The 20,501-nt window shown below is 38.3% G+C and carries 20 protein-coding genes and 1 pseudogene; 8 read left to right on the top strand and 13 right to left on the bottom strand.

The window, feature by feature from the left end; genetic code table 11:
* Nucleotides 1–71 precede the first annotated feature (71 nt).
* Complete coding sequence (hisH, locus tag NMK36_RS06725) at nucleotides 72–737, top strand: imidazole glycerol phosphate synthase subunit HisH (RefSeq protein ID WP_254173371.1); 666 nt, start codon at nucleotides 72–74, stop codon at nucleotides 735–737.
* A gap of 2 nt (nucleotides 738–739) precedes the next feature.
* Here hisH and NMK36_RS06720 read toward each other — a convergent pair whose 3' ends face one another.
* Both NMK36_RS06720 and dapB read right to left on the bottom strand, forming a co-directional pair.
* The gene (locus NMK36_RS06720) at nucleotides 740–1,486 is read right to left on the bottom strand and encodes a phosphate ABC transporter permease (RefSeq protein ID WP_072717127.1); all 747 of its coding nucleotides are present in this window, start codon (nucleotides 1,484–1,486) and stop codon (nucleotides 740–742) included.
* Between the two features lie 188 nt (nucleotides 1,487–1,674).
* Nucleotides 1,675–2,502 carry a 4-hydroxy-tetrahydrodipicolinate reductase gene (gene dapB / locus NMK36_RS06715; RefSeq protein WP_254173370.1) on the bottom strand — a complete coding sequence of 276 codons (828 nt, stop codon included), beginning with the start codon at nucleotides 2,500–2,502 and terminating at the stop codon, nucleotides 1,675–1,677.
* Between the two features lie 217 nt (nucleotides 2,503–2,719).
* On the opposite strand from dapB, the gene NMK36_RS06710 reads away from it, so the two are divergent.
* A complete protein-coding gene (locus tag NMK36_RS06710) occupies nucleotides 2,720–3,175 on the top strand; it encodes a CHASE2 domain-containing protein (RefSeq protein WP_254173369.1) in 456 nt (151 codons plus the stop codon).
* 35 nt (nucleotides 3,176–3,210) lie between these two features.
* On the opposite strand, the gene NMK36_RS06705 is transcribed toward NMK36_RS06710, so the two are convergent.
* Nucleotides 3,211–3,429 (bottom strand): transposase, encoded by a 219-nt coding sequence (locus tag NMK36_RS06705; protein ID WP_254175168.1) that lies wholly within the window; start codon nucleotides 3,427–3,429, stop codon nucleotides 3,211–3,213.
* Nucleotides 3,430–3,467: 38 nt separating this feature from the next.
* Here NMK36_RS06705 and NMK36_RS06700 point away from each other — a divergent pair.
* Nucleotides 3,468–3,803: pseudogene (locus tag NMK36_RS06700) on the top strand (EAL domain-containing protein); the annotation flags it as partial.
* Nucleotides 3,804–3,845: 42 nt separating this feature from the next.
* Here NMK36_RS06700 and NMK36_RS06695 read toward each other — a convergent pair.
* From NMK36_RS06695 to NMK36_RS06680, 4 genes are all read right to left on the bottom strand, one after another.
* Nucleotides 3,846–4,439 carry a DUF4276 family protein gene (locus NMK36_RS06695; RefSeq protein ID WP_254173368.1) on the bottom strand — a complete coding sequence of 198 codons (594 nt, stop codon included), beginning with the start codon at nucleotides 4,437–4,439 and terminating at the stop codon, nucleotides 3,846–3,848.
* Entirely contained in the window at nucleotides 4,436–5,623 is a 1,188-nt protein-coding gene (locus tag NMK36_RS06690; RefSeq protein ID WP_254173367.1) for an AAA family ATPase, read from the bottom strand. The genes NMK36_RS06695 and NMK36_RS06690 overlap by 4 nt, the downstream gene beginning before the upstream one ends.
* A 234-nt stretch (nucleotides 5,624–5,857) precedes the next feature.
* Nucleotides 5,858–7,435 carry a sodium:solute symporter family transporter gene (locus NMK36_RS06685; protein ID WP_254173366.1) on the bottom strand — a complete coding sequence of 526 codons (1,578 nt, stop codon included), beginning with the start codon at nucleotides 7,433–7,435 and terminating at the stop codon, nucleotides 5,858–5,860.
* Nucleotides 7,436–7,438: 3 nt separating this feature from the next.
* Nucleotides 7,439–7,714, bottom strand: a complete 276-nt coding sequence (locus NMK36_RS06680; protein ID WP_083626695.1) for a DUF485 domain-containing protein — start codon at nucleotides 7,712–7,714, stop codon at nucleotides 7,439–7,441.
* Between the two features lie 306 nt (nucleotides 7,715–8,020).
* Between NMK36_RS06680 and NMK36_RS06675 the strand changes: the two genes are divergently transcribed.
* Nucleotides 8,021–8,671, top strand: coding sequence for a DUF938 domain-containing protein (locus NMK36_RS06675; RefSeq protein ID WP_193868206.1), 651 nt, complete (start codon nucleotides 8,021–8,023; stop codon nucleotides 8,669–8,671).
* Nucleotides 8,672–8,688: 17 nt separating this feature from the next.
* On the opposite strand, the gene NMK36_RS06670 is transcribed toward NMK36_RS06675, so the two are convergent.
* From NMK36_RS06670 to NMK36_RS06660, 3 genes are all read right to left on the bottom strand, one after another.
* The gene (locus NMK36_RS06670) at nucleotides 8,689–9,807 is read right to left on the bottom strand and encodes a helix-turn-helix domain-containing protein (protein ID WP_254173365.1); all 1,119 of its coding nucleotides are present in this window, start codon (nucleotides 9,805–9,807) and stop codon (nucleotides 8,689–8,691) included.
* A gap of 102 nt (nucleotides 9,808–9,909) precedes the next feature.
* The gene (locus tag NMK36_RS06665; protein WP_254173364.1) at nucleotides 9,910–11,094 is read right to left on the bottom strand and encodes a CapA family protein; all 1,185 of its coding nucleotides are present in this window, start codon (nucleotides 11,092–11,094) and stop codon (nucleotides 9,910–9,912) included.
* Nucleotides 11,095–11,233: 139 nt separating this feature from the next.
* Entirely contained in the window at nucleotides 11,234–12,028 is a 795-nt protein-coding gene (locus NMK36_RS06660) for an ABC transporter ATP-binding protein (RefSeq protein WP_254173363.1), read from the bottom strand.
* 317 nt (nucleotides 12,029–12,345) lie between these two features.
* Here NMK36_RS06660 and NMK36_RS06655 point away from each other — a divergent pair, with 317 nt between their 5' ends.
* Nucleotides 12,346–13,512: a GIY-YIG nuclease family protein gene (locus NMK36_RS06655; RefSeq protein ID WP_254173362.1), complete on the top strand. Its 1,167-nt coding sequence runs from the start codon at nucleotides 12,346–12,348 to the stop codon at nucleotides 13,510–13,512.
* Between the two features lie 115 nt (nucleotides 13,513–13,627).
* Here NMK36_RS06655 and NMK36_RS06650 read toward each other — a convergent pair whose 3' ends face one another.
* Nucleotides 13,628–15,007, bottom strand: coding sequence for a YegS/Rv2252/BmrU family lipid kinase (locus tag NMK36_RS06650; protein ID WP_190524131.1), 1,380 nt, complete (start codon nucleotides 15,005–15,007; stop codon nucleotides 13,628–13,630).
* 839 nt (nucleotides 15,008–15,846) lie between these two features.
* On the opposite strand from NMK36_RS06650, the gene NMK36_RS06645 reads away from it, so the two are divergent.
* Nucleotides 15,847–16,263, top strand: a complete 417-nt coding sequence (locus NMK36_RS06645) for a hypothetical protein (protein ID WP_254173361.1) — start codon at nucleotides 15,847–15,849, stop codon at nucleotides 16,261–16,263.
* Nucleotides 16,264–16,272: 9 nt separating this feature from the next.
* Here the strand turns inward: NMK36_RS06645 and ruvB are convergent, their stop codons facing one another.
* Entirely contained in the window at nucleotides 16,273–17,406 is a 1,134-nt protein-coding gene (gene ruvB / locus NMK36_RS06640; protein ID WP_072717140.1) for a Holliday junction branch migration DNA helicase RuvB, read from the bottom strand.
* A gap of 225 nt (nucleotides 17,407–17,631) precedes the next feature.
* Here ruvB and NMK36_RS06635 point away from each other — a divergent pair, with 225 nt between their 5' ends.
* Together NMK36_RS06635 and NMK36_RS06630 are read left to right on the top strand one after the other, a co-directional pair.
* On the top strand, nucleotides 17,632–17,859 hold the full coding sequence (locus tag NMK36_RS06635) for a hypothetical protein (RefSeq protein ID WP_072717141.1): 228 nt from the start codon (nucleotides 17,632–17,634) through the stop codon (nucleotides 17,857–17,859).
* 133 nt (nucleotides 17,860–17,992) lie between these two features.
* Nucleotides 17,993–19,597 (top strand): HEAT repeat domain-containing protein, encoded by a 1,605-nt coding sequence (locus NMK36_RS06630; protein WP_254173360.1) that lies wholly within the window; start codon nucleotides 17,993–17,995, stop codon nucleotides 19,595–19,597.
* A gap of 365 nt (nucleotides 19,598–19,962) precedes the next feature.
* Here NMK36_RS06630 and NMK36_RS06625 read toward each other — a convergent pair whose 3' ends face one another.
* On the bottom strand, nucleotides 19,963–20,448 hold the full coding sequence (locus NMK36_RS06625; RefSeq protein WP_072717143.1) for an allophycocyanin subunit alpha-B: 486 nt from the start codon (nucleotides 20,446–20,448) through the stop codon (nucleotides 19,963–19,965).
* Nucleotides 20,449–20,501: the final 53 nt, after the last annotated feature.

The following is a 20,501-nucleotide window of genomic DNA, read 5'->3' as shown; positions in this document are numbered from 1 at the left end:
CGCATCATCAGTTATCAGTGGGTATGGTAAAATTAGAATTATTTTAACCCACAGGATAAGGACAGCAATCAATGTCTGTGATCGCCGTTATTGACTACGATATGGGGAATTTGCACTCCGTTTGCAAAGGCTTGGAAAAAGCGGGTGCAAACCCCCACGTCACTGACTCAGCAACAGAAATTAAAAACGCAGATGCAGTTGTCTTACCCGGAGTGGGTTCCTTTGACCCCGCCATGCAACATTTGCGATCGCGTCAGTTAGTAGAACCGATTCAAGATGTGATTGATTCGGGTATTCCGTTTTTAGGGATTTGTTTAGGCTTACAAATTCTATTTGAATCTTCAGAAGAAGGTCAAGAACCAGGCTTGGGAATATTTTCTGGAACAGTGCGACGCTTCCAGTCAGAACCGGGATTAACCATTCCCCACATGGGTTGGAATCAACTGTGTTTAACTCAACCGAATTTACCGTTGTGGAAAACCATTGGTTCTGAACCTTGGGTTTATTTTGTACATTCTTATTATGTTGATCCCGCAAATCAAAATTTAACCGCCGCCACCATTCAACATGGGAGTCAAATCGTTACGGCGGCTATTGGTCAAAATAACGTGATGGCGGTACAATTTCACCCGGAAAAATCCTCGACTGCGGGACTTAAAATTTTAGATAATTTTGTTGAATTAGTTCAAGGTAAAACTCAACCTTTAGTGGGGAGTTCTACAACCCTTAAAATTTAAGTTTAAGGTTCTGGATCATCATACCTTTGCTGATAACGGTTCATCGGATCATAGCGTTCAATAGCGGAAGTTTTGGAGGAAGGAGGTGCTTTTTTCGGGGAACGACGGGACTGGAAACGGCGACTAATTTCTTGAAAAATATCTCGACGGACATAAGGATAGTCACTCACCCAAAGATTTTGGCTGGGAATATAGATATCAGAAACTTCATTAATTTCGCTTAAATCATCTAAATAAGACATGACAACCATTTGGGCAACTTGACCCCGACGCAACCGTTTGTGATTGCGATTTAAAGGCGCTTGAATTAAGGTTGTAAACCCGGATTCATCCCCGACTTCAACATTAATTCGGCGTTCTAAGTTTTCAATAATAATCAATTCTCCCCGTTTATTGACCGATTCCTGTTGTTCCGTCACGGCTTCACTAATATAAAAATCGAGAATTTCTCCCTGTAAAAATCCAGCATAGGGATATTTTCGATATTTAGCATTCCGCCAACTCGCTTCCCAAACAGGCATCCATAACCAAAATAAACAGGAGATAATTCCCGCAATGAACACTAAGATTTTAAGCGCATCACCTTCGACGGTATATTCCAGAAAAATCCAAACGGCTAAACAAACCGCAGAAACTAATAATCGTTTCAGAAAATCTCTGGGTTTTCCCCAACAATATTTATACTGTTCACCCGTCGCAGCGGCTGGAATTAAGTCTTCAAAAGTTTGACGAGTTATGGGAACAAGCATTTTTCAGTGATGAGTAATTGGTGGTTAATTATTGGGGTATTCAATACACCCCTACCCATTAATTAAATATTATAGAGCAGCCTCAGAACAGGAATTGACTCCTAGGGATGCTCAAATTCTTTCTATTCCCTATTCCCTATTCCCTATTCCCTATTCCCTATTCCCTGTTCCCTGTTCCCTGTTCCCTACTATAAAATTTTTTCTAGCCCATAAACAAAGGTTTTGAGTTCTACAACTTTGCGAATGGCTAAGAGAACTCCGGGCATATAACAAGAGCGATCGCTGGTATCATGACGCAAGGTATAAATTTGACCCGCCGCCCCAAAAATCACTTCTTGATGAGCAATTAACCCCGGTAAACGCACACTATGAATCCGAATTCCTTCTCCAGCTTCGGCTCCTCTGGCTCCGGTTAATTTTTCCGTTTCTTTAACTAAAGGAACATTATAAGTTTTCCCTAATTCTGCTAATAATTGCGCTGTTTGTACTGCTGTTCCACTGGGCGCATCGGCTTTTTGATTATGATGTAATTCAATAATTTCAACGTGATCAAAATAGCGAGATGCTGAGATTGCTGCCTGTTGTAACAATACCATTCCAATAGAGAAATTGGGAATGAGCAAACAGCCGGTACTGGCTTTATCGGCAAATTCCGCTAATTCCTGAATTTGGGTCGGACTTAACCCCGTTGTTCCCACAACCGGACGCACTCCATAGGCGATCGCAGCGCGAATATTGTCATACACTGAATCAGGATGGGTAAAATCCACCATGACCCCCAGTTGTTTTTCCTGGGCGGCCATGGCTAAAAGTCCTTCGCGATCATTCATAATCGGAACTTCCAAGGGATCAATCCCCGCTAAAGTTCCAGCATCTTGTTCGAGATAAGCAGGGTTATGATCAATCGCGCCCAACAAGGTCATATCAGGGGAAGCCGCCACCGCTTTAATCACCTCGCGGCCCATTTTTCCCCCAGCACCATTAACAATCACAGGAATCGGAAGTGAATTAGTCATACCAGCACGGATTAGCCTTAAATACAACGACAAAATTGAGAAGTTGTTCCAAAGGAAATTAGAATAGAAGGGAATAAGGGTGTGAACTATAAAAGATGAGCTTTGTTTAGAATACACCGAACCCAGAATTTCCAGTGATAGAAAAGATTTCCTGTAAATTATACCCAAAAGGGGAATTTACTTAAAATGGTTTCTTATTGTATTTTACCTTGAATTCATGTTTTCTCGAAAGCTCAGTTTTCTCGAATCTTGGGTTAAGATGCGCCATCAGGTGTCTGGGATGCTTAGGGACAAAGGCAATATCTTACCAACCTCAGTGCGGTTATCCCCAGCTTTATTAACCAGTTTAATTGTCACCTTGTTTGTGGTGGGATGTCAAAAATTAGGAGGGTTAGAATCCTTTGAATTAAGGATGTTTGATGCCTTCGTTTGTTTGCGACCCATTCCCGACCCTGACCCTAATTTATTAATTGTTGCGATTACTGAAGAGGATATTCAATCTCAAAAAAAATGGCCTCTTACAGATCAAGTTTTAGCACAGGTTTTTGCCAAACTTCAGCAACATCAACCTGATGTTATTGGGTTAGATTTATATCGAGATTTACCGCAAGAACCGGGGGGTAAAGAGTTATTAAAGCAGTTAAAAGCAGATAATGTAATTGTGATTAAGTAGGTAGGCGAGAAAATCGACAAGTATGTAACGAAAAGTTAACTGGGTTGTTGCTGCGAGTGAAATTTCATCCGTTGTGTGCTGTAGTTTCCTCTTTCTCCCCTAGCTTGAATACCATTCATTACCGCATAGGCCAGGTCTAATTCATCCTCAAATGTTTGTCCTGATAGTTCATCTTTTTTGAGATGTTGCCACTCTAATTCAATCGGATTCATTTCCGAACAATATTTAGGCAAATAGAAAATATACAAACCCATACTTTCCCATTTTGGCCAGAGTTTTTTGACTTCATGGCATTGATGATTTTGGAACCGGGTTTTCTTCCTTAAGTTATTTACCTCGATTTCCCATTGATACAATTAAAATTGATCGCTCTTTTGTTGGACAAATGGAAGTGGATGAAGGCGGAGAAAATTTAGCTATTGTTCGCACGATTATTCGGTTAGCTCATGCGTTAAATAAAGATGTTGTGGCTGAAGGAGTAGAAACCGCTTATCAACTGGCACAATTACGTTCCCTCGGTTGTGAATATGCTCAAGGGTATTTCTTTCTTAAACCTGTTCCTGCCGATATTGTGACCGCTTTTGTAGAGTCTCATCCTCAATGGGATAGCAACCATCAAGACAGTTAGGACGCTAGATGCGATCGCTCTATAGCAGTTACCAAAACATGATCACATACTTTTTTGTGTTCTGATAATTTGGGTTTCTAATAACATTTTGATGCCTTGCATAAAAACCTGAAAACTTTTAGATTTATTATCGGTTAGAGATAGATAAGGAGCGATTTGTTTTGAGTGAGTAGCTGAGTAATATTCTGGGACTAAATTTTTGAGTTCCTGTTTAGCACAGTTAAGTTGATCAGGATTACGGTATTTTCTCTTATTTTGTTGTTGACTCAAACTATTAGGTTTAAGATTATAGGCTTTTTCTACCGCCACTAAATCGCCTAAAAACCATGATTCTAGTTCATGACAAATAATCCTAATCATAGGGGTATTTTGTCCAGCCGTTTGACAAATTTGTAATAATTCATCCTTAAGTTTTTGGCAATTATGAGAATCTTGATCATGAACTATGATAAATTGAGTATGGGGGCTGGTTTTGAAAGCTCTAATTTTAATAGGAATAGATTTAGCTAAGTCTTGTTTACCTTGATGAGCAATACAAATAAATGAAATTTGCTCAGGAATGATTTTTGGTAAGATTTCTTCTAAAACATTTTTCATCGAAGGTTCTTCTAATAAAAAAATTAAGTCATAACTCATGAAGGTGCAACTCCTTTAAACCAACCTTGATTCCATAAATAGCCAGGTAAATCTCCTTCTGCCACTAATTTTCTGAGGATTTCGTCGTCTGAGGCTTTAAACATTTTAGTGATCCCTTTTTCTTTGATTAGCCAAAATATGCTGTCTAAAGGAACCGCATTTAAAAAGTCAGGGGAATGGGTAGAAACAAAAACTTGTCCTCCTCTATTCGCATAACTCGCAAATTCTTCAGCAAGTTCGGTTAAAAGAGTGGGATATAAATGGTTTTCTGGTTCTTCAACACAAAGTAAAGGATGAGGTTTAGGATCAAAAAGTAAAATTAAATAGGCAAACATTTTCATTGTGCCATCAGATACATAACGATCAATAAATGGATCTTTAAATGCTTCATCTTGAAATTTTAAAATTAATCTACCGTCTTCTGTATTTTTTGCTTCTACTGTAGAAATGCCGGGGACTCTTTCTTTCATTTTGGTTAAAATGGTTTGGAAAATTTTAGGATATTCTTGATAGAGATATTGTGCAACTATCGCTAGATTATCCCCAGTGGGAGAAAGATGTTCAGCATAAAGTGAATCTTTACTGCCCCATGATCTGCTAATATGAAAGTCGCAAACGTGCCAATTTTCGATCAGGGAACGAAAAGCACTAGCGGCTTGAAAACGTTGAAATTGTCCTAATCCTTTAATAGCTAAAATATCATTGGATTGTAGTTGTTGTTCTTCTCTTTGTAATTCTTCATCGGGTTGACTAAAATTTTCTTCATTGGTGATCGCATAACCTTTACCTTTACTAAAATTAAGGAACTTATAGGGAGAGCCATATTCACCGCGTTCATAAAGCAATATTTCTCTTTGGATCACGGGTTTTCGATTTTCTTGTCCAATAATCAATATATAAGTAAAAAGTCGTTTTTTACCTAAAAGATCCATCTGAAATTGTAGCTCTATTTTTATATCTTCTTTTTCTTTGCCTCTAGTAACAACTTCTCTGTAACCACCTCGAATTTGCAGAGCTTGACGAATGTTATTTTTTAAAGCATCTTGCAAAAAACCAAAAATATCAAACAAAGTTGATTTCCCGGTACCATTAGCACCGATTAATACACAAAAAGGGGGGATATTCTCGACTCTCAAATCTTGAAAAACTCGATAGTTTTTGATTCTGATACTGGTAATTTGCATAATTATAATTATATTTTACAAGTAACTTGACTGATAGTGATCTATTATATATTATTCCCCATTTCTCATCTTTCCCAAATCGTTATCTGAGCACTCTCATCTCGCCACATCGGATTCCCTTTTTGGATGTCAAAGGGTAAGCTTGCTATATTTATACGAATTATCAAAAAGTAATTGCCTTTTTATCAATCTCTATAAAAAGGCAATTACTAACTTTTTCTCAATCGTTGTTTTTTACAATTCTACATCGATATCCTGGGCGGGTAAGGTAGAGGGAAATTGTAAATCGCTAATATGAATCAATTGCTCAACTTCTGTAAATTTGGTAAAAGCTTGGCGATCGCTTTTTAGCAAAGAAACAATAATTCCTACGGCAAATGATAACGGAATGGTGATTAAACCGGGGTTTTTAAGCGGAAAAATGGCTTCTGTATGTTTGAGTAAATCGATTTGAATGGTGGGAGACAAATAAATCAAAAACAAAGAAGTCAGTGTTCCGGTAATCATACTCGCAACAGCACCATTTGTGGTAAATCGTCGCCATAAAATTGACATCAATAAAGCGGGGAAATTACCACTCGCTGCGATCGCAAAGGCTAAACCCACCATATAGGCAACATTTTGTCCTTTAAAAACGATTCCCAAAATAATTGCTAAAGCCCCTAAAAACATCGTGGCGCCCCTAGCAACTTTCAATTGTTCGGTTTCATCCGCAGAACCTCCGCGCACCACATTCACCCATAAATCATGGGATAAAGCTGCCGCACCGGAAAGGGTTAATCCCGCCACAACTGCTAAAATGGTGGCAAAAGAAACCGCCGCAATAAACCCTAATAAAACGTTTCCTCCCAAGACTTCTGCTAACATTGGGGCTGCCATATTTCCCCCTTTATCAATGGCTTGAATTTGTTCTCGACCTAATAAGGTCATCGCTCCAAAACCGAGGATAAATGTTAGCAGATAAAAGAAGCCAATAAACCAACTGGCATACATCACGGATTTACGCGCGGCTCTGGCATCGGGTACGGTATAGAAACGCATTAAAATATGCGGGAGTCCGGCCGTCCCAAACATTAAAGACATCCCTAAAGAAATGGCATCTAAAGGATTAGCAACTTGTTTCCCTGGAGCTAACACTTCCGGCCCATATTTTTGGGCAGCGGCGGCAAATAAATTGAAGGGATTAAAACCAAATTTTGATAAGACCAAAACGGTTAATAATATCGCACCCCCCAATAACAAAAAAGCTTTGATAATTTGTACCCAGGTGGTTGCCATCATGCCGCCAAAAATGACGTAGGCTAACATGACACCGCCGACAATCATCACGGCTAATTCATATTCCATCCCAAACAGTAATTTAATTAAATTACCAGCCCCCACCATTTGGGCAATTAAGTAGAAACTAACTACTGATAAAGTGCCAATAGCTGAGGCAATTCTCACCGGGGTTTGACGCATCCGATAGGCAACTACATCGGAAAAGGTATAGGTGCCTAAATTTCGCAGGGGTTCAGCAATTAAAAACATCACAATTGGCCACCCGACTAAAAAGCCAATGGAGTAAATTAATCCATCAAAACCATTCAGGGCGACTAAACCAGCGATGCCTAAAAAACTCGCCGCACTCATAAAATCGCCAGCGAGGGCTAAACCGTTTTGAAATCCACTAATTTGTCCGCCGGCGGTGTAAAACTGTGCTGCACTTTTCGTATGAGTAGAAGCCCAATAAGTAATCCCTAAAGAAGCAACAACAAACAGCAGGAAAAATGTAATAGCGACGGGGTTAAATTGTCCGAGAGTCGTTGACATGACTTAATCCTTAATGAGGTCTTCAATTTTGCGATCGTAATAGTTATTAGTCCAGCTAACGTAGAAGTAAATTAATACCCAAGCTGAAATAATCACTAAGGCTCCTAACAAAATGCCCCAACTTAAACCGGGCATAATTAAAGACCCCATTAAGGACTTATTGAAGGCCACTAATAAGATAAATCCGAAGTAAATAAACATCATGGCTAATGTTAAAGCCAAAGATACTCGCCATCGTTCTTCAGCGAGTTGAGTTAATATTTTGTCTCTATCGTCCATTTTTATGTCCCTGAACATGAGGGGAATTATATCGGAAGATGTACCTATTTTTGAATCAGGGATGAGAAAGAATTTGCTTTTCTTAATGAAGTTTTGTAAAATCTACTTTACATTTATTGATATTTGGATTGAAACCCGATTAATTTATGAAGATTAAAGGAGCACTTGACCCAGTTTTAAATTCGTTAGGGGTTCTGTCTAATGACTAAATCTTAAATACTGACGTTGAATGTTATCCAGAATGGTAAACTCAACTCCTAAACCTCTTAATTGTCAACTTTCACTATTCTAATCCTAATTACCCTCATGAATATTTCCAACAACTCTCGCCAGTATGCTCCAGCAACAGAACGGAATCAACACCCTATTTTAGAAGTTTTAAAACAGGTACTTCCTCCCACAGGAACAATTTTAGAAATTGCCAGTGGAACAGGACAACACGCTGTATTTTTTGCGCCTCAGTTGCAACCCCGCAAATGGCTACCTTCAGAAGTTAACCCTATGTTGCGAGAAAGTATTTTAGCTTGGCAAACTGATTGTCCCTCGGATAATTTATTCCCCCCTTTAGAATTAGATGTGCAGAAATCAACTTGGTTAGTTGAAGATCCCGATTTAAAATTGCCCTTTTCTTTGGCAGAATTCCCCATTACTGCTATTGTTAATATTAATATGATTCATATTTCCCCTTGGTCGGCTTGCTTGGGATTAATGGCAGGTGCAAATCGAATTTTGCCATCCGGGGGAATTTTATATTTATATGGGGCTTATAAACAACAGGGAAAACACACTGCACCCAGTAATGAAGTCTTTGATACCTCGTTACGATTATCTAACCCAGAATGGGGAGTGAGAGATTTAGAAGCAGTTGTTGAAATAGCAACCTTAGAAAATTTACGGTTAGTAGGAATTATCCCCATGCCCGCTAATAATTTATCGGTGATTTTTGAGAAAATTTAGGGTAAAATTTAGAAGAACTAAGCGCTCACACCATCCATCATTTCAGGAGGAGAAAAATCTAACCCAATTTGAATCTGATTCGGGTCTGATTGCCTTCCTGGTATAGGAGTTGATGATTCTTGTCGATGAGATTGGGGCGATTTTTGTTCTAATAAATTCTGAATATCAGGGGGAAGGGTTACATCAGGAACACTTTGTTGAGATAACCAAGCAAAACCCCCCATAGAACCTGCTAAAATAGCGGCATAACCTAAATATAAATGCACTGAATTGAGATAAAATTCTGAATCAACATCGACTTTAGACCCATATTGTCCAACCTGTCCGCTAAATTCTAAACAGGGAAAAGACGCTGCTATTTTCCCACCTTCTAATCCTAAAGCATTCGCTACCCGACAAATAAACCCTCGAATATAAATATCTTCTGGTAAACGCTCAAGTTCTCCCTGTTCCAAAGCTTCTAAATGATGCAGGGGAACTAAAGTAAAATAGTGCATTTGTTGTAAACTCAGGTGATAGGATTCTCTCGCTTTTCGCAATTCTTCCCCAATTTCTTGTAAATAAATTTTTTGCTTTTGATGAATTTTCTGATTAATTTCAGCTTGAGTCAGGGGTTGACGTTTAGATTGGACTTGCGAGGTATTATCCCCGGAATAAATATCAGATGAAGTCGAGGTTTCTTCTGAGGATTCAGAGGTTGTATTTGGGGGTTGATATCCAGCAATAAAACCGAGGGGAGAAACAACCGAAATCTGAACTTCGGGAGGAGTAGATTTTGTTTTTTTTGGACTTTGTTTTACCGATGATGGGGAGGAATAATCTGAGGAAATGGCGGTAACAGAAATAGACTCATTCACCGAAGGAGATTCTGTTGTACAGATAATTGCTGTTTCTTGTTTCGCAATTTGTTTTAAAGCGAGTTGAATAGCTTCTCGTCCCACCGCTTTAATGACAATTTCGGCTTTACTAGCCGCTTGTCCTAACATTTTTTGTAAGCTTTTTAAAGCAATATTATAAACTTCACTACAATATAGTTCTGCTTCAATTTGACGCACCAGAGAGCGTAAACTGTCAGGAGACACCTCTGTTGTTGTCGGTGCTGTCACACCAAAACCTGTTACCGGATTTAGTTCCATACTTTCTACTCCGCCTCAGTACCACCTATCTGAGTTCTTTCTTCTATGGTTTGATTCTGATTCCGGATGCGGAGAAGAAAGTGTCTTGAAGGAACCGGATTTCTATTGAAAAGAATGGAGATGACGATTCATATTTTTTAGGTCGGTTTCTAACTGTTGATAATCCGATGGTGATAATAAGGGGTGTTTACGAGTTTTTAACACCTGTTCAATCGGAAGGACACGAAACTGATATTTTCCTCCTTGGCTATAGCGATGTACCCAAGTGGGTATGGCTTTAATCTCTTTAATTTCAGTAGTTTCATCAGGAAATTTTTTCAAAACCTTGACTTTAAAAATTACCCCCAAATCTCGATATTTTTCCCGTTGATTGGAGATAAAATTCCCCATAGAATAAATTACAACTGCTTTTTTCGGTTTTTCTGATTTCCCTGTTTTTTCAATAATTTGATAGGGTTGAACAACATGAGGATGACTCCCTAAAATAATATCAGCACCTGCATTCACTAACTGTTTAACTAAGGCTTTTTGTTCAGCACTAGGTTGACGTTGGTATTCTAAGCCAAAATGTAAAATAACGGTAACAAGATCAACCCCAGCTTGACGAGCTTTAGTAATATCTTGGGTGATTTTTTGAGGATTAATTAAAGAAACTAAATAATTTTTACCTTTGGGAATGGGAATACCATTTGTTCCATAGCTATAGCCTAAAATTGCCATAGAAATATTATTTTTTTCAACGATAGTGATTTTGGCTGCTTCTTTCGCTGAGGTCGCTGTACCGATGGGAATTAAACCCCGTTTTTTCACATTTTCTAAGGTTTTTAAAACCCCTTTTTCGCCTCGATCTAAAGAATGATTATTGGTGGTAGAAATAATATTAAACCCGGCTTTTTTAATCGCATCAGCTAAGGGATCTGGAGCGTTAAATAACGGATATCCCGTATACCCCGTTTCTGGGCCTGATAAAGTTGTTTCTAAGTTACCAATAATCCAATCTCCAGAGGATAAAATTCCTTTAACTTCGGTAAAAAAGTTATCATAATTATAGGTTTTTGTAGTTGGGTTATAACCGGATTTAATTTGAGCACCGTGCATCATAATATCACCCACAGCCACTAATTCTGCTTCTTTTGTATAGGGTTTTGGAGGTTGAGTAGCTGTGACTTCAGCGACGGCTTCCGATTGTTTTGTTTGAGTTGTATTGCGATCGCACCCCCCTATCAAAACAAGAAAACTGCTCGTTAATAGGAAAGTAATTAAGCGAAGTTGTAATCCTAAATTCATAAATTCATCCTTAATAATGATTGAATCCTATTTTAATTTCCGATGAATCGCAACTTTAACCCTGTGGCGGTTAAAAACTATCGTTCCCCTTAAAAATATCTTCTGGGATTTTACCATATTTTTAATCACAAAGATGAATTTATCCCAATAAAAGGGCATCATCTGTTAAAGACTCCTGTTGCTGTTCTTCAAATAAATGCAGTAAATCGGTAACGGTTAAACCCTGACGTTCTGAACCAGAAATATCAAAAATAATTTGACCTTCATGTAACATTAATGTGCGATCGCCTAAATCTAAAGCTTGGCGCATACTATGAGTTACCATTAAGGTTGTTAATCGGTTTTCAGCCACAATTTCACGGGTTAATTGTAGAATATAATTCGCCGTTTTAGGATCAAGGGCGGCTGTATGTTCATCGAGGAGTAAAACTTGATGGGAAGCTAAAGTTGACATTAATAAACTTACCGCTTGACGTTGACCGCCAGATAATAATCCCATGCGATCGCCTAAACGATTTTCTAACCCTAAATTTAACCGTGCTAAACGGCAGCGAAATTCCTCTCGTAAGCGATGATTTAAAGCAGAACGAAACCCCCTAAAGCATCCTCGACGATAGGCTAACGCTAAATTTTCTTCAACAGTTAAATTGGCACAGGAACCCGCTAAGGGATTTTGAAAAACTCTTGCTACAAATTTCGCTCGTTTTGATGTTGACCAAGTGGTTACTTCTTGATCATTAATCCAAACTTTACCCGCATTCGGAAGAATATCCCCCGTTAAAACATTCAATAAGGTTGATTTACCAGCCCCATTGCTCCCAATAACAGTAATAAACTGACCTTCAGGAATTGTTAAATTAATATCCCTGAGTGCTGGTTTTTCTAAAGCCGTCTTTTGATTAAAAGTAACATGAATAGAGTGGGTTTTAATCATGGTTTATATTGAACAAAAGTTTTGATCTGCAATTTATCTATTATAATGAAGTCATGAACAGCTATTTTCGGCTGATAAGCGCAATGACTGTTGGTTTACCCGTTCTGGTTCCGCAGTTTAACATGACCTAGCCCTAGTAGCTAGATGACTTGATCGAGTTTGATGATCTCGTTAACAAGACAGATCATCAGATAACCAGACTCAACTTTTGTCAACACTTATTCTAATTTTGAATACCCTAGAAATGAGATAAAATTAAATCTAACCTTTGACAATAAAAGCCATCTATTCAGATCATAAATGAGGTTTAAATTAAGATGACAGAGTTAGAGAGCAATATCTATCTATTACAAGCAGAAGGAACAAAACGATTTAAAATTGAAAGATCTTTGCAGGTATTAACCCGGAATCAAATTCTTAATGATCAAATTCCCTATGCGTTAAAAGTCATTGAAGTTTTTAGCACTCCTGATCCTCAAAAAGATGAAACAAAATTGCATGAAATGTTTGCCTATCGTCGCTTACAAAGTGATTGGTTTGAATTTGATTCTCCTGAATATGCAGCCCGGTTAATTCACGATTATTTTCGTCTACGTCAAGAAACTCATCACCAAATTAGTACCCTTTCCCAACAATTAAAATCGGCAACTCAAAAATTAAAAAATACAGAAGAAAAATTAAATCACCTAGAACAAGACTATCAAAAATTGCAACAGGAACGAGATCACCTGTTTCAATTTAAAGTTGCAATTCAAAGAGATATGACCCGCATTTTATCTCGTTTAGAATCTCATGGATTAAATGGAAATAGTATTTATACTGAACAATCCTTAAGACATAGCGCCATGAGTCTAATTCGTTATCGCTTAGGAGTTGCCCAACAAAAACGTTGCTTACAGTTAGGTGATACTGTGATTATGGTGGGGTTTTCCTTGTTTGAATATGAAACTAAATTTGAGCAATTCAAAAGCTGTTTAGACAAATATTCTATTACCGCCGAGGAAGAAAATACGGTAGATACCTCCTTATTAGAAGCAGGAGTTCCCCTGGGAATTTATTTTACAACGGATAAACCCTATGCTCGTTTAGAAATTGAAATACCTCGACGATATTGGGCTTTACCGGGGATGGTTCCTGAACTGTTTAAAGAATTAAAAGAATTTGGGTTTGAAGCCCGTTATTGTCGCTTAGTTCATATTGAAGAAGACGGAGATACAGGAGAATTAGGGTTTATTCCTTGTGATAGTTTAGATGAAATTTGGCATCAAGTTTTAACTCAAATTAGACCATTAGGAACCCAAACTTTATTGCGTCAGCAGGGAAGTTTAATTGAATTAAGCCCAGAAAGTACCCGTGTAGGTGTTACCAGTCGAACCTTACTCAAAATGATTCAAGATAAAATCCCTCATCTGGAATCTGCTTTTGAAGAAATATTAGGAATTCGCTTTTGTGTCAATGTTGAATTAATTAGTGATTCTCCTTAAATTATCTTATCTTTAAATTTTCCACCAAGGGAATAGTTTAAGAACTTCTCTTTGAATCACTTGATAGACTCTCGGTTGATGGTAATTTGTGTTAAAGAGGGCGATCGCTTATTTCTTAAAGCCCTGGCTTTTCAAGGGGGAGGATCTCCACTAAGCTATTCTCTATTTCATTAACTTCCATCTCAACCTCATTCAAAGTTGCAACTTCTTCAACATTTGGTACAGCAGAAATCGCAGGAGTCATAATTTTTAATCCTTTAGGAACACATTCTACTTCTATCGGTGTTGTGCCAATAATTTCCCCATCTAAAACAACTTTTTGAGGAGGATTAGTTGTAATTTTAAGGCGTTGAGTCCGAAAGGCAATCATATTATCTCGTTGAATTTCTGTTTTCAGTAAACCCGCCCCTAATAAACGCACCATTCCCGCCAAGGCTTGCATTTTATCGACAGGAGAGGTATACATTAAAACTTCTAACAATCCATCATCAGGAATCACCTGACCTAATCCTTGTGCTAAAACAGAAGTAGCAGGAGCAACATTGGCAACCGTAATCGCGGCGGCTTCACATTGATTGATTTCACCATTAATTTCTATTTCCGTTTCAAAATCTGTTTGTTCATTTAATTGTTGCCATCCTGCCATAATATAAGCTAACGGCCCCCAGCGTTTTTTCGTTTCTCGATCTGCTTTACTCACCGTTTCGGCTTCAAACCCAATTCCGGCTAATAAAATCATCGGTAAACCATTACAATTTGCCACATCAATCGTACGGATTAATCCGGCAATAATCACTTCACAAGCCCCCTGAATATTCGTCGGAATTCCTAACGCCACCGAAAAAGCATTCGCCGTGCCTCTGGGGATAATTCCTAATGGAATATTGGTATTAATCACCGCTCCTGCTACAGCCGAAACCGTCCCATCTCCCCCCGATGCAATCACTAAATCAACTTGTTGTTCTACCGCTTCTTTTGCTAATTCCGTTGGATCAGTTTCCGGTGTTGTTAAGTGAACTTTTAAATGAAAATAAGGTTCTAATAATTGTCGAATTAATAATAAATCTTGATTAGCATTTCCTACCCCTGAAACAGGATTAAAAATTAAATACGCAGAACGAGTTCGGCGCAGTTGAACAATAATTGCTTCTGCGGTTCCAATATTACTCGCAATCGGAATATTGTAGATATTGCAAACTCGGAGTAATGTTAAAAGCGGTAACTCAGAAAAAGTCGTTTGGGTGGGTTCTACTAAATAAATAACCGCAGCAATCTCTTCCCCTGCAATTATTTTTGAGGCGATGACCATATCCCCTGCTTGTCGCAGAGGTAACACTGTCTCAATCCTTAACCATGTCCTCTGTTTTAAAGCACCTGCAAGATTGTCTAAACCCATGAGGCGGTAATGGGATAGGACATTCTCGTGTTGAGTTATAAAATTCACGAGCTTTTCTTGCTGAGTCTCATCAGCGAGTAGGGCAATGATCGCAGTCATAATTCAACCCTTATCTTAATTGTGACTATGATATCGTGAATTGCCTTGAATCTGCCTCTACCCTGACAACTGTACAGCCTTAAAAAATTGTCCCCTAAAAAAGAAAAAAACTCCGTGAGTTCACAAAGGCGTGATTTCACGGACTTTTGTCCCCTGGTATAACAATCGGTGAATTTACTAATTATGTTTGCATATCCATCCGGGAAGAAGCGGAGTGATTCATCGATTTCATGGAATCTTTACAAAAAATCCCGCTTATTTGAATTTTTGATAAAATTAAAGTTCTCCGTTTAATCGTCTGAACCGATCCCATCACCTGAAAAAATCTTCAGCGTGTTTCGCTGTTGAGTCAATTCAAGCTTGTATGGTTTTTGATCAAACTTTTAAGATCAACAGAGGTCGTTCGTCTCAATCCCTCTTAATGAGCTTTTAATTTTAACCGATTTAGAGTTGATAGATTAAAAACTTAAGCAAAAATCTATAGCAATACTTGAACAGGGAACAGGGAACAGGGAACAGGGAACAGGGAACAGTAAGCAGTGAATCCTTTTCAGGATTTAGAAATGTCCTAACTGTAATGCGTAGCGTTATAGAATTAGTTCTGTTGTTCAAATAAATATACATTTCTTTAAAATTTAATATCAAAACCATAATCTGTATTGACAGAATTTAACCGTGCCGCAAACTCACCCCTTCAGCAGTTAGGATCAATATTGTATAACTTCAGATAGATGAAAATTGAGCTATTTAATTTCACGCTATTGAATTAGGAATGTATTTCTAGTTTCAGCAAATCATAATTCCGGGTTAATGTTTAGCAAACTGATCAAAAGGTGATTATGCAGCGTTTAATTTTGACCTTAAAGCAATTCAGTATAAAATGGGTGATCGCCGTTATTTTAGTGGGGTTGATATGGGTTGGGGCTGGAATTTTTAGCACTCCTGTTTTTGCTAAAGCACTCACTCCAGAAGCCGACTTTTATCATGTCAAAGGCGGAAATACTGAGAATTTAGATTTACCAAAAGCCTCTGATGCAGCTAAAGATGCGTCAGAAAAAGTATTTGATCAACTTGATACTACTAAAAATTTAGTCGGTAAAACCGAAAAAAGGAAAGCAGCCATTGAAGATGCTAGAAAAATCGCTCATAAAAAGTTAAATGAGCAAGCAGACCGAGCTAAAGTAGCAGAAAATAATGATGCTTCTTTAGCACCCAATGACAAGCTATTTTATAAAGGATTACAAGGAGAATTGTAAACTTTAACTTTAACGATTTTCAGGATGATCAAATCCTAAATGTTTCCAAGCCGCAGGTGTCGCCACACGACCCCGGTTTGTGCGTTGAATAAACCCAATTTGCATTAAATAAGGTTCATAAACTTCTTCAATGGTTTGGGTATCTTCCCCAGTAATTGCCGCCATTGTTTCTAATCCCACTGGCCCGCCTTTAAAGTTTTCAATCATCGCACTTAACATATTGCGATCTGTCCAATCTAATCCCATGGGATCAACATTAAAAACTTCTAAGGCAATATTGGCAATTTCCGCATTAATTTCTCCTGTACTTTTGACTTGAACATAATCTCGAACTCGACGTAATAACCGATTTGCAATTCGAGGCGTTCCCCTAGCACGTTGAGCAATTTCGATCGCTCCTTCTGGGGTAATGGGAGTATTTAATAATTTGGCAGTGCGTTGTACAATTAAACTTAATTCATCAATTTCATAAAAGCGTAATCGTTGAATAATTCCGAAGCGATCGCGCAATGGAGCCGTTAAGGAACCCACCCGTGTTGTCGCACCCACAATGGTAAAGGGTTTGAGAGGAATACTGCGAGTTTTTGCCGCTCGCCCTTGACCAATGGTAATATCTAATCGGCAATCTTCCATCGCCGGATATAAAATTTCTTCAGCAACTTTTGATAATCGATGAATTTCATCAATAAATAACACTTCTCCCGGCTTTAAACTCACTAATAATCCCGCAATATCACGGGGTTTTTCTAACGCTGGAGCCGTTGTAATTTTACACGTTACCCCCATTTCCGACGCTAAAATCAGCGACATGGTGGTTTTTCCCAACCCCGGAGGGCCATATAATAATAAATGATCTAACGGTTCCTGACGAGATTTGGCAGCCGCGATCGCAATGGATAAAACATCTTTTAAATCTTTTTGTCCAATATAATCTTCTAACCGATGGGGACGAATTTTTTCATCCTGTTGACGATTAATTTCTTCCTGGGGTGTTGCTTCTGCTTCTAATAAATAATCCAACTCATCAATCGGCTCCTGGGTCTTAGATTTTCTGGATTTTTTAGCTGCTGGAGTCGCCAACCCAGAGAAATTATCCGAGGGTTCAGGTTCAGGGGACTGCTTTTTGGAAGAAATAATCGCCATAATAGACTTACGCTATATAAGGGCTATAGGTTACAGGTTAGCAGGTTTGGGGATGAATGAGTTTTGATCCTCTCCTATTCTTCCCTTTCATATTTAACCATCAATTGTGAATAGATTTGAGGAGTTCATTCATGTCTTCCAATTACATCAGTGATCATGCTTTAGTCATGGGGAGGAGTATGGCCGGCTACCGAAGGGGGAAAGCCGAATGGGATAACAAAATTCTTGCACCAATATTTAGATCAGATTCTGACGTTAGGAGTCAAACATCCTAAAATTTATCAGTCTTTTGTAGAAGTCATGCACATGACAAAACCAGCCCATACATTATTTTATCCTGAATATATTTTAAGGGTATTAGGACAATGGATTGTTTCACAGGAGGCTCAAGAGGTTGCTGTTGAAGACCAACCGATCCCAAAACTGTTATCTGAATCTCGCAGATCAAGATAAAATCAAGATTAATCTAATGATTAAAGTTGACGGTTAATCGTTAACCCCGAACAAAAACTCCAGTCTGTCCTCTTGTTGCCTTTTCTCCCTAACTCCCCTTTTTTTCCGGCTTTCTCTGGTCTTACCCAATTTAATGACTAATTTCTACGATGTTGAAACACTGAAAAGACGGCTGCATCAGTTGAGTGATGAACAACTCAAACAAGACTATTTGCGAGGGGCATTAACCTTTGATTTTCTTGCAAAAGTGTTGAAAGAAGTTGAATCCGAAGACTTGATGCTACAGGTGGTGAGTTTGGCTTTAAAATTAAATGTTATTCAAGGAACGTTGTTAACAAAAACCGTTAAACCTGAATTTCAAAACAAAGCCTTTTCTCTGGTCATTCAATTAAATCTTCCCCTGGCTTTTAAAATTCGTTTATTAGCCCAAACCCGTTCACCTCTATTACTTCCTTGGTTTTTTAAAGGATTACATCATCCCAATGAACTTGTTAATGCTTGGTCAGCTTGGGCAATTACTCAAATCGGTCAAGCCGCCGAACCTTTATTATTAAAAGCATTAAAAGATCCCTTACAAAAAACTCGCCTTTGGGCAACTTGGGGATTAGGACAAATTGCCAGTGATCGAGCTATTCGGGGATTAATTGTTGCTCTTAATCATGAAGATAGCCAAGTTCGTTGGCGAGCAGCGACGGCATTAGGTAAAATAAAAAATCGTTTAGCGATAACAAAATTAAGAGAAATTTTAGCTTCCGATCCTGATCATTATGTTCGAGGTCGAGCCGCAACGGCTTTAGGATTTTTAGGAGGAGTATCGGCAATTACAGGGTTAAAAAATGCCCTTGATGATTCAGAATTTTATGTTTATACCAATGCCGTTTATGGATTGGAAATGATTAATGATTCCTTTGCTATTAAGGTACTTTTACAAGCCCTTAATCATAATAATGCCGATGTCAGAACTCGGGTTGTTGAAGTGTTGGGACGCATTGGCAATGAATTTGTAATTAATAAACTGCTCAAGAAAATTCATGATCCCGATCCTTTTGTGCGGGCAAAAGTGGTTGAAACTATTCAATCGATGAATACCCCTTCAACAATTAATGGATTAAAAACTGCTTTAAATGATGCGGATGTTTATGTGCGATCTTGGGCAGAAACAGCTTTAGATAAATTAGATTCTTCAGAATCAAAAATATTTTTAACAACCTTATTTAATCCTAATATTGTTTCGCCTTATTCCCATTTACCTAAACTTTGGATTTCCTCTAGAGCCGAAGCTAAAAACTATATTTTAGAACACTTTCAAGGAGCCAAAATTGGCTATTTAATTTCTATTGGTAGTCCCGGTAGTGAACTTCCTGAAGGGTTTGATCAAGTTCCGAGTCGATGGCGATTAGAATTTGATGATATTGATACGCCTTATCATGATCCTGAATATATTTTACCGAGTCTTAAACATATTTTAGAAGCGCTGCATTTTATGAAATCGGTTCAAGCCAATCAAGGAGATTTATTAATTCATTGTCAAGCGGGAATTAGTCGTTCTACTGCGATCGCATTTATCCTTTATGCCTATCGTTTAGGGATAGGAAAAGAAGAAGAAGCCCTCCACTATATCCTAACAATTCAACCTCAAGCAATGCCCAATCAATGGATTGTAGAATTAGCTGATATTGCTCTGAAACGAGGCGGGCGATTAATTCAAGCACTACGCAACTATCGCCGTTCTTTTTGAAATTCTTGAGAGAACAGGGAACAGGGAATAGGGAATAAAACGAAAAACAATTTATCATCTAGGTTTGGGCTATTAGGAATTAAAAATAAATAACTTGCACAATTAAACCCTAGAAACCTTGATCTACCGTAAACTATTGCTCAATTAGTCACCTTATTGGTTTTTCATTCCTTAGTTTCTAATATTTCATCCTTTAATATTTGCTACAAATAATTGCTAGGGTGGCTAATCACTTTTTTCTATCTCCCATTCCCTATTTTCTTTTCCCTATTTTCTTTTCCCTATTCCCTGTTCCCTACTATAAAAAATCTGTGGAGACGCACGCCAGGTACGTCTTCACAGACAGTTGAAACCCATGTTCAAAATTAGGACATGGCTTGAATGATAAAGTCAAAGTAGGGGGCTGCTTCTTTAGCATCTTCGTCATCGAGTAACGCCAGAGACGCTTCTTTGAGACAAACAATGGCTTCTACCATTCCTGGCATGGGAACGCCTAAAGAGTTGTACATTTCTTTGACTCCCACCAAACCAATGCTTTCAATGGGATCTTTGTCACCGGACAGAATCCCATAGGTAATTAAGCGCAGATACCAGCCATAATCCCGTAAGCATAAAGACCGTTCCCGTGAACCTGACGCATTACCACCGGGGGCAATAAAGTCAGGGCGTTTTTTCCACAGTTGGTTACTGGCACGATCTACAATCTTTTTTTCATTATCAGCCAGTGTGGAAGCAATCCGCACGCGCTGTTCACCCGTTTTCAAAAAGTCATTGATGCTTTTGAGTTCACCAACACTCGGATAACGGAGTTCATCATCAGCTTTGAGAATAACTTGGCTAACTACTGTCATCTAAAACCTCAAGAGCTATTAAAGTTTTTCAAGATACCATTAAGTAGTTTAGC

This window comes from Planktothrix pseudagardhii, assembly GCF_904830925.1.
GTDB classification, from domain to species: Bacteria; Cyanobacteriota; Cyanobacteriia; order Cyanobacteriales; family Microcoleaceae; genus Planktothrix; species Planktothrix tepida.
This window is presented reverse-complemented; position numbering and strand designations above follow the sequence as displayed.